General features: G+C 48.4%; 16 protein-coding genes. 7 read left to right on the top strand and 9 right to left on the bottom strand.

What is annotated here, in order from left to right; all coding sequences use genetic code 11:
* Positions 1 to 21: 21 nt before the first annotated feature.
* Complete coding sequence (gene ruvA / locus Q4E93_RS03895; protein ID WP_303582773.1) at positions 22 to 606, bottom strand: Holliday junction branch migration protein RuvA; 585 nt, start codon at positions 604 to 606, stop codon at positions 22 to 24.
* A 113-nt stretch (positions 607 to 719) separates the two neighbouring features.
* Between ruvA and Q4E93_RS03890 the strand changes: the two genes are divergently transcribed.
* The gene (locus Q4E93_RS03890) at positions 720 to 1,712 is read left to right on the top strand and encodes a beta-ketoacyl-ACP synthase III (protein ID WP_303582772.1); all 993 of its coding nucleotides are present in this window, start codon (positions 720 to 722) and stop codon (positions 1,710 to 1,712) included.
* 5 nt (positions 1,713 to 1,717) lie between these two features.
* The gene (locus Q4E93_RS03885; RefSeq protein WP_303582771.1) at positions 1,718 to 2,176 is read left to right on the top strand and encodes a GNAT family N-acetyltransferase; all 459 of its coding nucleotides are present in this window, start codon (positions 1,718 to 1,720) and stop codon (positions 2,174 to 2,176) included.
* On the opposite strand, the gene fabD is transcribed toward Q4E93_RS03885, so the two are convergent.
* The 4 genes from fabD to Q4E93_RS03865 form a co-directional block, all read right to left on the bottom strand.
* On the bottom strand, positions 2,173 to 3,063 hold the full coding sequence (fabD, locus tag Q4E93_RS03880) for an ACP S-malonyltransferase (protein ID WP_303582770.1): 891 nt from the start codon (positions 3,061 to 3,063) through the stop codon (positions 2,173 to 2,175). The two genes, Q4E93_RS03885 and fabD, sit on opposite strands and share 4 nt — an antisense overlap.
* A gap of 86 nt (positions 3,064 to 3,149) precedes the next feature.
* Complete coding sequence (gene folE / locus Q4E93_RS03875; RefSeq protein ID WP_303582769.1) at positions 3,150 to 3,746, bottom strand: GTP cyclohydrolase I FolE; 597 nt, start codon at positions 3,744 to 3,746, stop codon at positions 3,150 to 3,152.
* A 33-nt stretch (positions 3,747 to 3,779) separates the two neighbouring features.
* Entirely contained in the window at positions 3,780 to 4,190 is a 411-nt protein-coding gene (locus Q4E93_RS03870) for a 6-pyruvoyl trahydropterin synthase family protein (RefSeq protein WP_303582768.1), read from the bottom strand.
* A gap of 109 nt (positions 4,191 to 4,299) precedes the next feature.
* Positions 4,300 to 4,707, bottom strand: coding sequence for a 6-pyruvoyl trahydropterin synthase family protein (locus tag Q4E93_RS03865; RefSeq protein ID WP_303582767.1), 408 nt, complete (start codon positions 4,705 to 4,707; stop codon positions 4,300 to 4,302).
* 77 nt (positions 4,708 to 4,784) lie between these two features.
* Between Q4E93_RS03865 and mqnB the strand changes: the two genes are divergently transcribed.
* Both mqnB and Q4E93_RS03855 read left to right on the top strand, forming a co-directional pair.
* Positions 4,785 to 5,453 carry a futalosine hydrolase gene (gene mqnB, locus Q4E93_RS03860; RefSeq protein ID WP_303582766.1) on the top strand — a complete coding sequence of 223 codons (669 nt, stop codon included), beginning with the start codon at positions 4,785 to 4,787 and terminating at the stop codon, positions 5,451 to 5,453.
* 3 nt (positions 5,454 to 5,456) lie between these two features.
* A complete protein-coding gene (locus Q4E93_RS03855; protein WP_303582765.1) occupies positions 5,457 to 6,287 on the top strand; it encodes a 1,4-dihydroxy-6-naphtoate synthase in 831 nt (276 codons plus the stop codon).
* Between the two features lie 18 nt (positions 6,288 to 6,305).
* Here Q4E93_RS03855 and Q4E93_RS03850 read toward each other — a convergent pair whose 3' ends face one another.
* The 4 genes from Q4E93_RS03850 to Q4E93_RS03835 all read right to left on the bottom strand — a co-directional run bounded on the left by Q4E93_RS03850 (position 6,306) and on the right by Q4E93_RS03835 (position 10,016).
* Positions 6,306 to 7,622 carry a cryptochrome/photolyase family protein gene (locus Q4E93_RS03850; RefSeq protein ID WP_303582764.1) on the bottom strand — a complete coding sequence of 439 codons (1,317 nt, stop codon included), beginning with the start codon at positions 7,620 to 7,622 and terminating at the stop codon, positions 6,306 to 6,308.
* A complete protein-coding gene (locus Q4E93_RS03845; RefSeq protein WP_303582763.1) occupies positions 7,606 to 8,427 on the bottom strand; it encodes an aminotransferase class IV in 822 nt (273 codons plus the stop codon). Before Q4E93_RS03845 ends, Q4E93_RS03850 begins: the two co-directional genes overlap by 17 nt.
* Positions 8,428 to 9,099, bottom strand: a complete 672-nt coding sequence (locus tag Q4E93_RS03840) for a response regulator transcription factor (RefSeq protein WP_303582762.1) — start codon at positions 9,097 to 9,099, stop codon at positions 8,428 to 8,430.
* 584 nt (positions 9,100 to 9,683) lie between these two features.
* Positions 9,684 to 10,016 carry a hypothetical protein gene (locus Q4E93_RS03835; RefSeq protein WP_303582761.1) on the bottom strand — a complete coding sequence of 111 codons (333 nt, stop codon included), beginning with the start codon at positions 10,014 to 10,016 and terminating at the stop codon, positions 9,684 to 9,686.
* A 225-nt stretch (positions 10,017 to 10,241) separates the two neighbouring features.
* Between Q4E93_RS03835 and Q4E93_RS03830 the strand changes: the two genes are divergently transcribed.
* The 3 genes from Q4E93_RS03830 to Q4E93_RS03820 are packed head-to-tail and all read left to right on the top strand — an operon-like array spanning position 10,242 to position 12,332.
* The gene (locus Q4E93_RS03830) at positions 10,242 to 10,868 is read left to right on the top strand and encodes a hypothetical protein (protein ID WP_303582760.1); all 627 of its coding nucleotides are present in this window, start codon (positions 10,242 to 10,244) and stop codon (positions 10,866 to 10,868) included.
* The gene (locus Q4E93_RS03825; protein WP_303582759.1) at positions 10,847 to 11,629 is read left to right on the top strand and encodes a sensor histidine kinase; all 783 of its coding nucleotides are present in this window, start codon (positions 10,847 to 10,849) and stop codon (positions 11,627 to 11,629) included. The genes Q4E93_RS03830 and Q4E93_RS03825 overlap by 22 nt, the downstream gene beginning before the upstream one ends.
* 31 nt (positions 11,630 to 11,660) lie before the next feature.
* Entirely contained in the window at positions 11,661 to 12,332 is a 672-nt protein-coding gene (locus Q4E93_RS03820; RefSeq protein ID WP_303582758.1) for a response regulator transcription factor, read from the top strand.

Below are 12,332 nucleotides of genomic sequence, written 5' to 3'. Positions count from 1 at the left end.
GTAGAGATAATGAACGATAGGCTACAATGTTTTTAAGGCTTTCTTAATAATGTCCTCAACCTTATAGGTTTGAGATCCTTCATTCATCACCTTGCGAATGGCATTTTCTGCGGCAGGTCGTGCTATGCCAAGCGCGATCAGTGCATTTAACGCATCCTGTTCCAAGCTATTGTCTATCAATGATGAAATATTTGTTTCCACTTTGCTTTTGCCAATCTTGTCACGCAGCTCGAGGATGATCCTTTCAGCCGATTTTTTCCCGATACCTTTGATGCTTTCCAGTTGCCGGGCATTGCCCTGTAGAATAGCACGGGTGATCTCCTCGGGCCTCATGGAAGACAGCATCATCCTTGCCGTGGAGGCGCCTACCCCCGAGACGCTGATGAGCAGGATAAACAGCTCCTTCTCGGCCCTGTCAAAAAAGCCATATAATATATGAGCATCCTCCCTGATGTGAAGATATGTCAGCAGGACGCCCTTGTCCAGGTCCTGTATGCTTGAATACGTATTAAGGCTGATTTGCAGTTCGTATCCCACTCCTCCTGCCTCCACATGGACCAGAGCAGGGGTCTTAAGCACAAAATCTCCTCGTAGAAAAGCGATCATACTTGCAGGTTCTTCGTTGTCGGTATATTGTTTATGGTTTCCGGAGGCCCGAAACTATGAATATTTTTCCCCACCTTTGTGAAAATTTTTAATTAACCTGATTGGAAATCATAATGAGCCAAAAATTGACCGCCGCCATTACAGCGATCGGAGGATATGTACCCGAAGACCGTCTCACAAATGCCGACCTCGAAAAGATAGTGGATACTAATGATGAATGGATCCGTACCCGCACAGGTATAGAAGAAAGAAGGATACTGAAGGGTGAGGGGAAAGCCACTTCGGACCTTTGCGTCCCCGTTGTGCAGGAGATCTGTAAAAAGCGGGGGATCAGCCCTGAAGAGATCGATTGTATCATTGTCGCCACCGTGACCGCAGATATGCTGTTTCCTGCCACCGCCAATATCCTGGCCGATAAAGTAGGCGCTAAGAATGCCTGGGGATTTGATATGAGCGCAGCCTGCTCCGGTTTTTTGTTCGCGCTCACCAGCGGCGCCATGTATATAGAAAGCGGGCGTTTTAAAAAAGTAGTGGTAATAGGCGCCGATAAAATGAGCGCCATCGTCGATTACAGCGATCGCACCACCTGTATCATTTTCGGTGACGGCGCCGGAGGCGTGCTACTGGAACCTAATTACGAGGGGTATGGCGTACTCGACAGCGTCCTGAAAAGCGATGGCAGCGGACGGACCCATCTCCATATGAAGGCAGGCGGTTCATTACGCCCTTCCTCTTATGAGACAGTCGCCGCAAAAGAGCATTACATTTACCAGGAAGGGCAGGCCGTCTTCAAATTCGCCGTGAAAGGAATGGCCGACGTCAGCGCCGAGCTGATGGAACGCAATCACCTTACGGCTGATGACATCGCATGGCTGGTGCCCCACCAGGCCAACAAACGGATCATTGACGCCACCGCCCATCGCATGGGACTTCCCGGAGAAAAAGTAATGGTGAATATTCAGCGTTATGGGAATACGACAGCAGGCACCATTCCCCTTTGCCTATGGGATTGGGAAAACAAGCTGAATAAAGGAGACAATATTGTCCTGGCCGCTTTCGGCGGAGGCTTCACCTGGGGCGCCACCCTTGTTAAATGGGGTTTTTAAAAGGTATGAACATCCGCCGCGCCATAAAAGAAGACTGCCCCCGGCTCCTGGAACTCATCCGGGAACTGGCCGAATACGAAAAGGCACCCGACGAGGTCATCGTGACGCTGGAACATTTTACTGAAAGTGGGTTTGGACCTCATCCCGTCTGGTGGGCATTTGTCGCCGAGGTCGATGGCATAGTGGAAGGCTTTGCCTTATATTATGTTCGTTACAGCACCTGGAAGGGGCAACGTATGTACCTGGAAGACCTCATCGTCACAGAAAAAATGCGAGGGAAAGGACTGGGGAAATTGTTGTTCGACCGGCTGTTGGAAGAAGTCAAGGAAAAAAATTTCCAGGGTATGGTATGGCAGGTATTGGATTGGAACCAGCCCGCCATCAACTTCTATAAAAAATACAATGCTGCGTTCGACGCAGGCTGGGTCAATTGCGCAGTGGACAATCCGGATTTCCGCGCCTAGTTCACACCGCTGACCTGCATTGCCTTATCGATTTTCTGTACCAATCCCTGGAGAACCTTGCCGGGTCCTATCTCGGTGAACTGGGATGCTCCATCCGTGATCATAGCCTGCACGCTTTGCGTCCAGCGCACCGCCCCTGTCAATTGATCGATCAGGTTCTTCTTGATCTCATCCTTGGCGACCACCGCCTTGGCCGCCACATTTTGGTAGATGGGACAGGTAGGATTGTAAAATGTCGTTTTATCGATGGCTTGCTTAAGCTCTTCTTTGGCTGAGGCCATCAAAGGAGAATGAAATGCCCCCCCGACGGGTAATAACAAAGCCCGCTTGGCGCCCGCAGCCTTCAGGCGCTCGCACGCTACCTCTACGCCCCTGACAGAACCGCTGATCACCAACTGGCCCGGGCAATTATAATTGGCAGGTACTACGATCTCCCCCGTTTCCTGCTGTACTTCCGCGCAGATGGCTTCGACCTTCTCGTCCGCCAGTCCCAGTACGGCAGCCATGGTGGACGGCACCTTTACACAGGCATGCTGCATGGCCTCCGCCCGGACGGACACCAGTTTCAGGCCATCCTCGAAGCTCAATACGCCATTGGCCACCAGGGCGGAAAATTCACCCAAAGAGTGACCCGCCACCATATCCGGCTTATTATTTTCAATTCCTTTGAAAGCGATGACAGAATGGAGAAAGATAGCCGGCTGGGTAACTTGTGTTTGCTTCAATTCCTCCTCACTGCCGGAAAACATGACGTCCGAGATGCGAAACCCTGCAATTTCATTCGCCTGTTCAAATAATTTCTTTGCAAAAGCGCTATTCTCATAAAGGCCTTTCCCCATACCCGGAAATTGAGATCCCTGCCCGGGAAAAATAAACGCATGCTTCATACACAATAGGGTTTATAGAACAAATATGCCACAAAGGCCCGATTCAAAAAAGTAAATATTTCGACAAAAAATTGTTATGCAGACGATTAATGCAGCTTAGAGGATATCAGTTTGACAAACTCACTGCGCGTCTCATTCTTTTCAAATTCTCCCCAAAAGGCAGAGGTGGTGGTGACGGAGTTCTGTTTTTGAACCCCTCTCATCATCATGCAAAGATGAGAAGCCTCGATGACCACTGCCACGCCCAAAGGGTTTAACGATTCCTTGATCGCATGCAGGATCTGCGTGGTCAATCTTTCCTGCACCTGCAACCGGCGGGAATAAACATCTACCACCCGTGCGATCTTGCTCAACCCCGTGATCCAACCGTTCGGTATGTACGCCACATGCGCTTTCCCAAAAAAAGGCAGCATATGGTGCTCGCATAAGCTGTATATCTCAATATCCTTCACCAGGATCATTTCACTGACATCCTCATGGAATTTGGCGGAGTCCAGGATCGCCCGGGCATCCATGTCGTATCCCTGCGTGAGGAACTGCATAGCTTTTGCTACTCTTTCCGGCGTCTTCAACAACCCTTCCCTGTCTGGGTCCTCCCCCAGCAACGCCAATGCATTTTTGTAATTACCGGTCAGTCCTGAAGTGATCTTTTCGTCATAATGCTCAACTTTCTTATAAGCCATGTCTTTTGATTTAAATAATTACTACTATCATCACTACGCCGGATATTCCACAAAATTCCTTTCCGTTTCATGCAGCCTTACCAGCAGATCGAGCCTGGGGTCGATCCTTTTGCGCAACAGGCCATAAATCACCTTTACAATATTCTCAGCCGTAGGGTTCAGGGTTTTGAATTGCTCCGTATCCAGATTAAGGTTCTTATGGTCAAACCGCTCCAAAACCTCTTCCTTTACGATCACGGATAATTTCTTCATATCCATTACATATCCCGTTTCCGGATCCGGCTCACCCACCACTTTCACGATCAGCTCGTAATTATGTCCATGGTAATGAGGATAGCTGCACTTACCAAATACCTCGAAGTTCTTCTCATCATTCCAGGCAGGATTGAAAATGCGATGTGCCGCATTGAAATGCTCCTTCCGGAATACCGCAACTTTTTCCATAGCTTTTTAGCTACTAGCTCCAAGCTGCAAGCTACAAGCTAGTTTTTTTAAGTTTAACAATTTACACCTATTCATTCCTGACTTGTAGCTTGTGGCTTGCAGCTCACCGCTACCCAAAGTATTCCACATAGATCCTCGGGGTCTCATATAACTTGATACAGTGTAACTGCACAGTCGAAGGTAAATGAGGCTGCAGCTGCTGCCAAATCCCGATGGCTAAATTCTCTGTAGAGCACATTTGCCCCTTCAGAAAATCGACATCCATGTTCAGGTTCCTATGATCAACTTTCTCGATGACATGATCCCTGATAAGCTCACTCAGCTTCTTGACATCGAATAAAAATCCCGTATCAGGGTCCGGCTCACCTTTAATAGTTACATACAGCTCGTAATTATGTCCATGCCAGTTCTCATTGGCACATTTACCAAATACGGTCTCGTTCTGCTCCCTGCTCCAGCCGGGATTAAATAGCCGGTGCGCGGCATTAAAATGTTCTACACGGGTCAAATACACCATACACTGATTTAACTGAAAAAATATCGTTCAAACACACTTCGAAGTCCGCAAAGTTAATATATAGGGCAACATTGTCAATGAATACAGATATTTGCAGCATGCACATTGTTCTGGCAGCCGCCACAAGCTTTGAAATTCAGCCCACTATCGATCTGCTGACCAACGGCTCCGCCCCGGGAGGCCATACAACGGACGTGCTTATCACCGGCATCGGCTCCCTCTCTACTGTTTACGCGCTTATGCGTCAGATTGGCAGACGCAAACCTGACATTGTGATCCAGGCGGGAATTGCGGGTTGTTTCACGCCTGGCCGGATCGGCGCCGTCCTGGCGGTGAAAGAAGAGGTCCTCGGAGACCTGGGTGTAAAGGAAGGACAGGATTTTAAGACCGTCTTCGACCTCCATCTGGTGGATCGGGATGTCCCCCCTTTTCACAACGGCCTCCTGATCAATCCTCACAACAACCTCCTGAACCTCACTGGCCTGGATCAGGTGAGAGGCATTACCATCAATGAGATCAGCACCGACAAAGACCGCATAGACTGGTATCAACAAAATATGTCTCCCGTTGTTGAAAGCATGGAAGGAGGAGCCCTTCATTTCACCTGCCTGCAAGAAGGTATTCCTTTTCTGCAGCTCCGGTCTGTGTCCAATGACATTGGTCAGCGGGACAAAAGCAGGTGGGATATCAGGTCCGCCATCGCCCATCTGAACCAGCAGCTTATGGAGACTATTAAAAAAATATAACCGATGCGACTTACTCTGGGATTCAGCCCCTGCCCGAACGACACATTTATTTTTGATGCGCTGGTGAACAGAAAGATCGATACGGAAGGTTTCGAATTCGAGGTTCACCTGGAAGACGTGCAGACCCTCAATCAATGGGCTATGGCTGGCCGGCTGGACCTATCGAAGATAAGCTATGGCGTTCTGCCCCTGGTTTTGGACAGCTATCAGCTCCTGGATGCCGGCGGGGCCCTGGGAAAAGGTGTCGGTCCCCTGTTGATCGCGAAATCCTCGATTTCCCCGACCCGGCTGTCCGAATGCACCATTGCTATCCCGGGACAGCAAACCACCGCCCACCTGCTTTTTTCTCTGGCATACCCCAACGCCCGGAAAAAGCAATTCATGATCTTTTCCGCCATTGAGGACGCAGTCCTTTCGGGAGAGGTCGATTGCGGGGTCATTATCCATGAGAATCGCTTTACCTATCAACAAAAAGGGTTGGTGAAACTGGCCGACCTGGGAGAGTTTTGGGAAGGTGCCACTGGCGCCCCCATCCCGTTGGGAGGGATCCTGGCAAAAAAGGACCTGGCCCCCGGCATTGCACAAAAAGTAAATGAGCTCATCCGGAGAAGCCTCGAATACGCTTTTCAGCATTACCCTTCGTTACCCGATTATGTAAGACAGCACTCGCAGGAAATGGACGAGCATGTCATGCGGCAGCATATTGACCTCTATGTGAATAACTATTCACTGGGCCTGGGAGAAGATGGCGTGACAGCTGTAAGGACCTTACTGAAGACCTATTCGGAGATCAATAGCACCCAGTCCCCCATGTCCTTATCCGTCATATCCTGAACATCCCCGGCTCGAAGCTCAAAGCTCGCCGCTCAAAGCTTTTTTATATGCCTCCAGGGCCCTTTTTCGCGCCGCCTCATGTTGGACGATGGGCGGAGGGTATCCCACCCCTTCCCACTCCGGCACCCATTTGCGTATATATTTCAGGTCAGGGTCGAACTTCTCTGCCTGCAGATAGGGATTAAACACCCGGAAATAGGGGGCCGCATCACAGCCGCTGCCGGCAGCCCATTGCCACCCCCCGTTATTGGCAGCCAGATCGTAATCAAGTAATTTTTCCGCAAAATAAGCTTCCCCCCATCTCCAGTCGATGAGCAGATGTTTGGTTAGAAAGGAAGCCACGACCATGCGGACCCTGTTATGCATAAATCCCGTGGCATTCAATTCCCGCATGCCGGCGTCTACGATAGGGTAGCCTGTCCGTCCCTGGCACCATTGACCGAACTCCTCTTCATTATTGCGCCATTTAATATGGTCATAAGCCGCTTTAAATGCCTTTCCCTTTCCCACAGCCGGGAAGTGCCAGAGGATCATTTGATAAAAATCCCGCCAGATCAGCTCGTTCAGGTAGACATCGCTCAGGGCGGCCGCTTTCCGGACCAATTCCCTTATGCTGCAGGTCCCAAATCGCAAATGAATACCCATCCGGCTGGTGCCGCCTTCAATGCCGGGGAAGTCCCGCTGTTCCTTATATTTTTCCAATGTACTTTTTTTCGGCGTCCCCGGCGGAATAGGGATAGCTGAAGCCGAAAAGCCCATGGATGCAAGCGACGGGATATCTCTTCTCTTCTGCTGATAGTAATTGCCGGTATACTTTTTCACCGGATATGACCGAAGATAAAAATCGGTTAATATCGTCTTCCAACGTCTGCTGTAGGGCGTGAAAACCGTATAAGGCGTCCCATCGTCCTTTATGACCTCCTCCTTTTCGAAGATCACTTGATCCTTATAAGTGTGGAAAGACACCCCCGCCTTATCCAGCAGCTTTGCAACAACGTCATCCCTCTCCCTGGCATAAGGCTCGTAGTCATGGTTGGCAAACACCCTATTCACGTTATACCTGGAAAGTATCTCCTGGAAGATCTCTTCAGGAAAACCATAATGCACTTCCAACCCCGCTCCTCTCCCCGCCAGCGCTTCCTGCATTTCCACCACCGTGTCACGGATAAACTGTACTCTGGCATCTGCCTTGTTCTCCAGCTTGTCCAGAATATGACGATCGAAAATGAACAGGGGCAAAACAGGGAGATCTGCTTTTAACGCATGATAAAGGCCCGCATTGTCATGCAGCCGGAGATCCCGGCGAAACCAGAAGATATTAACCAATGCCTTCATGCTCAATCCTTTTTATATCCCGGACCGTTCCATTGCCATACGTCACTCCCCCGAAGCTCCTTACCCAGCGGACCCCACGGATGGCATTGGAAACAAACACTTCTTCAGCCAGGATCAGGTCTTCCGGCGCCACCGGTCTTTCCTCTACCCGGAATCCGGCTGCGGGCAGCGATTCGATCAGCCATCGCCGCATAACACCCGCCACACAACCCTCTGAAAGAGAGGGCGTATAAATTGTCCCTCCCTGTACATAAAAGAGATTGGCAATGCTGCTGTCGGCCACCCGCCCCAGGCTATTCAGCACAAGGCAGTCGTCCCATCCATGCCGAACGGCATACTGCCCCGCCATGGAATAAAGGAGATAGTTATTCGACTTTATATTCGCAAAGGCATCACAGGATTTCCGGCCCGTGGGGAAAACACCCAGTATCAATCCCTTTTCATTTAATTCCGACGGGCGTTCCAGGTGCCAGGATTGAATGATATAGTTGGCGGCACCATGTTCCTGTCCCGCGTCTCCCCGGAATACCGTTAGCCTTACCCTGGCAGAAATGGCATGCCCATTCCTTTCGCAAAGATCCAGGATAGCTGCCGATAATTGGTCAGGTGTTAAACCTTTGAGGCCGAGAAGATGGCTGCCATTAAACAGCCGTTGGAAGTGATGATCAGAAAGAAGGATGCGTCCCTCTTTCACCCGGATCGTCTCAAAAAGACCATCTCCATAGCGGAAGCCCTGGTTGTCAGCTGTCAGGAGAGGAGTTCCGGAGGGAAAGAAGGACCCATTGAAAATGATAAAACTACTCACCTACTGTTGCTCGATAATTCCGTTTTTCACTGCGTACATGACGAGACCCGCCATTGATTTGGCGCCCGTCTTCGTCTTAAGCTTGTCACGTATAGCCTCAACTGTACGGGGACTGATATCTACGATATCCGCAATTTCCTTGGTTGTCTTCTCCTCGCACATCAGCTTGAGTACCGTCAGTTCCTTTTCGGTTAAATTGACATCCTGCGGCGCCCCTACTTCAGGGCGCTTAGTCCGCAGACCGGTTAGTAATGCTTTGTTAGTCAACTCATTGAAGAAAAACTCCTGTTCATAGCAAGTCTTAATGGCCTGATAGATAGTCTCGGAATCGGAATTTTTAGTAAGGTAACTGTTGGCGCCGATCTCCATCAGCTTGGAGATCATAGAGTGGTCATTGTGCATGGAAAGTATGATGACTTTCACATGGGGATGCTCTTTGCGGATCTCGGGGAGTGTTTGAATGCCATCCATGATCGGCATTTGTATATCAAGTAAAATTACGTCAGGCTCTATGTGTTTGAGTAAGTTAAGTAATTGCATGCCGTTGTCGGCTTCGGCTATTAGTTCCACATCTTTCTTCACCGCCAGTGCTGTTTTTACACCGGCTCTGAATAGGGCATGATCATCAGCAATAGCTACCTTGATGGGTTGGTCAAACTCCGGTTTTTTCATACGATTCTGTATTTTACAAATAGGAGCCTACACTCCATGTATAATCTCCCTGCAAATTGAAACAAAAATTGCAACACTTACTATAGGAAATTTACGAAATAAAGATATTACGGAATATACGTAAGGCACGCCCCTTTACGAAGATAAGTGGTTTTTTTACTAAATATGAAAGAGAATTTATCCCAGGGCAAGTTTCGGACATCTACGAATCCAGGATGTAAAAACCGAATAAATAAAATTGAGCAAATGTGCTCTTGTCCACATAGTTATTCACATTTATTTTTGATTCATAAGTTGATTGACGAGGATTAGCAACCTCAGATCGTCCAATGTCCTAGAAACCGTCCAGAATTATTTTCAATATTCTATGAAATCCACCGCAAAATCCAATGTCAATCAACTTCTCTTGAAAGCTCTGGTCAGTACTCCATAATTGCCGGTGGCCGGCCAATCTGGATACCCTGTGAATAACCCACTGATCCATATCCTTGTTAAGCCGTCATTACCCGGCTCTACCTGCCTGTAAGTTTTTGCCTGCTTTCTGCATCATGGTATTTGGAAAGATGCAACAAAGCAGGCATTTTTTATTCGTTCAAAGGAAAAGGCACAAGGACATAGCCGCTGTCGGCGACAGGCAGATCGTTGGCTGAAAGGAACTCGCGGTATTCCCGGCAAATAAGATTCCCCTTGATTTTGAGAAAAAAATACACGGAAAGCTCATCCCTCCGGAAACGCTGGAGGATCGCTGTTGGGTTAAATGGGACGGAAAGGTCCACCAGGTCCCGGATTTGGTCGATCTTACCCCTATCCTCCGGGCCAATGACGACTTTCCAGATATATTCCCGGGTATTCCAGGCAATTAGACCTTCCAGGTAAAGAAGTTTGTTTCTCAGTTGCTGCGCTTGCTCCAGGTTCATAGAAAAGGTCTTTGTTCAATAAAAAGATTCCCTTTCCAAATTTATCTGCAAGGATTTTCAAAATTTAGGTATAAAAGCGGCGTTAACAGGGTATTTTTCTTACAGGCATAGGGTGTTTTCACCCTGATTGGATTGAAAGGCTGTTGTACCTTCCCGTTTTAAGGAATGCCCGTAGATATATATTTTATTTCTAATATAGTTAACTGGATTGCAAGCCTGTTAGCTTTGACAGTAGCGATCTTATATTGCTATAAGCGCTTCAATCCGCCTTACCTGAAGATAATGCCTTTCTACCTGCTGGTGTCCATTGGCATAGAGATCCTGGTCAATCGTTTTATAAACCAGTTATTGGATTTCCGTCCTTTTGCAGATCAGGCTGATGCGCGCGTTACCCTTTATAATCTTTTCACCCCCTTCGAGCTTATTATATTTTCATATTTCCTTTACCAGGTCATCCGATCCCCTATGGTAAAAAAGATGGTGCTCATACTTGTCTGTCTTTTTGCGATATTTTTTGTACAATATTCCTTGCAGAACGGTCTTGGATATTCCAATGATATTGCCGTAGTCCTGGAAAGTGTCATCATCATCATCCCCTGCCTGACCTACTTCCGGGAACTGCTTGCATGGAACGAACCGGTCAACCTGCTAAGAGAACCTTCCTTCTGGCTGGTCACCGGGATATTCTTTTACCTGGCTACCATAATACCTCTTTACATGACCAGGTCATACCTGATCGCCCATGGGTTCACCGGGGTTGCGAAAAGCTTATATTCCATTAATAATTTTGCACTTAGCATCACCTATTTGTTATTCATCCGGAGTTACACATGCAGGATAAGGAAGTTGTAATATCCATTGTTATTATTTGCACATTACTGATCATTATCCTGATCGGGTTTATCGCCGTGATCCTGCTGCTGTATCAAAAAAAACAAAATCTGTTTAACACAAAGCTCGTCGGCATCAAAGCCAATTATGACAAAGAGTTGTTAAAAACACAACTGGAGATCCAGGAAGATACTTTTCAATACATCTCCCGTGAGATCCACGACAACATTGGACAATTCATTTCTCTCGCCAAGCTCCAGCTGAATACGCTGGAAATAAAGGAAGGAACGCCCGCAGCCCTGCGGATCTACGATGCAGTGGACCTGTTAACCAGGGCGCTGGATGAATTGCGCGATCTGTCGCGAAGCCTCAGCTCGGAGATCATCCGCAACGGAGGGCTTACCACAGCCATGGAGCAGTTGATCATACAGCTGCAAAAGCTCGCCGCACCGGAAGTGATCTATGAACTGAAAGGGGACTATCAGTTCCTGGACGAGCAGAAAGAAATATTCATCCTGCGCATATTGCAGGAGGCCATCAATAATGTTATCCGGCACTCAGGTGCCAGCAGCCTGCGCATCTCCCTTACCTATGAAAATAACAGCCTGACCATGGCCATCCGTGATAATGGGCGGGGCTTCAATACAGCATCAAAAGAAAACAACACAAACACCTCGGGACTGAGCAATATGAGGAAAAGGGCAAAAATGATAGATGCCAGCTTCGAAGTGGAAAGCGTCCTCAATACCGGGACCGTGATAACCCTTGTCGTCCCCTATTAAATGTTAGGCGGACGACGCCAAATGAAAAAATATGACGCCTCTTAAAAAACCTGTTAAGATTGCAATGGTCGACGACCACGTCCTTCTCCGTGACGCCCTGGCCACCGTCATTGACAGGTTCGACAACTGCAAGGTCATCCTGCTCGCTGCACATGGAAAGGAATTACTGGAAAAGATCCAGCCCGATGACCTGCCAGACCTGGTCATCCTCGACCTCAATATGCCCGAGATGGATGGCTATGAAACGGCAAGGCACCTGAGGATGAATTACCCCGGCATCTACGTATTAGTCCTTACCATGTATGATTCCGAAATAACATTATTGCGGTTACTGCAGGCCGGCGCCAGGGGATTTCTGAAAAAGGATATCCATCCGGGCGAATTGAACATGGCCATTCAGTCCGTAATGGCTTCCGGCTACTTCTATTCATATAACTCCGCGGGCAAGCTGGTGAATTTGTTCAAGAAAGATAAATCGAATAACAACCAGGCTGATAGATTATCGTTAAGCGAGAACGAGCTTACCTTCCTGAAGCTGGCAAGTACGGACATGACTTATAAGGAAATTGCCATTATGATGAAGATCAGCCCGAGAACGATAGACAACTACCGGGATGCCCTGTTTATCAAGCTGAATGTAAAAAGCCGTGTCGGCCTGGCGATCTATGCGATCAAAAGCGGAGTGGTCACCCTGGAATATTAG

The sequence above is a fragment of the Flavitalea plasmicola genome (assembly GCF_030546645.1).
In the GTDB taxonomy this organism is placed as follows: Bacteria; Bacteroidota; Bacteroidia; order Chitinophagales; family Chitinophagaceae; genus Puia.
The sequence above is the reverse complement of the archived record's forward strand: the minus strand, read 5'-3'. Positions and strand labels throughout refer to the sequence as shown.

Bases quoted from the DNA above. Each gene is read 5' to 3' on its own strand.
- Q4E93_RS03855 (WP_303582765.1), top strand. From the start codon at position 5,457: ATGCGACTTACTCTGGGATTCAGCCCCTGCCCGAACGACACATTTATT.
- Q4E93_RS03835 (WP_303582761.1), bottom strand. From the start codon at position 10,016: ATGAACCTGGAGCAAGCGCAGCAACTGAGAAACAAACTTCTTTACCTG.
- Q4E93_RS03840 (WP_303582762.1), bottom strand. From the start codon at position 9,099: ATGAAAAAACCGGAGTTTGACCAACCCATCAAGGTAGCTATTGCTGAT.
- Q4E93_RS03865 (WP_303582767.1), bottom strand. From the start codon at position 4,707: ATGGTGTATTTGACCCGTGTAGAACATTTTAATGCCGCGCACCGGCTA.
- Q4E93_RS03870 (WP_303582768.1), bottom strand. From the start codon at position 4,190: ATGGAAAAAGTTGCGGTATTCCGGAAGGAGCATTTCAATGCGGCACAT.
- Q4E93_RS03850 (WP_303582764.1), bottom strand. From the start codon at position 7,622: ATGAAGGCATTGGTTAATATCTTCTGGTTTCGCCGGGATCTCCGGCTG.
- folE (WP_303582769.1), bottom strand. From the start codon at position 3,746: ATGGCTTATAAGAAAGTTGAGCATTATGACGAAAAGATCACTTCAGGA.
- Q4E93_RS03825 (WP_303582759.1), top strand. From the start codon at position 10,847: ATGCAGGATAAGGAAGTTGTAATATCCATTGTTATTATTTGCACATTA.
- mqnB (WP_303582766.1), top strand. From the start codon at position 4,785: ATGAATACAGATATTTGCAGCATGCACATTGTTCTGGCAGCCGCCACA.
- fabD (WP_303582770.1), bottom strand. From the start codon at position 3,063: ATGAAGCATGCGTTTATTTTTCCCGGGCAGGGATCTCAATTTCCGGGT.
- Q4E93_RS03890 (WP_303582772.1), top strand. From the start codon at position 720: ATGAGCCAAAAATTGACCGCCGCCATTACAGCGATCGGAGGATATGTA.
- ruvA (WP_303582773.1), bottom strand. From the start codon at position 606: ATGATCGCTTTTCTACGAGGAGATTTTGTGCTTAAGACCCCTGCTCTG.
- Q4E93_RS03820 (WP_303582758.1), top strand. From the start codon at position 11,661: ATGACGCCTCTTAAAAAACCTGTTAAGATTGCAATGGTCGACGACCAC.
- Q4E93_RS03885 (WP_303582771.1), top strand. From the start codon at position 1,718: ATGAACATCCGCCGCGCCATAAAAGAAGACTGCCCCCGGCTCCTGGAA.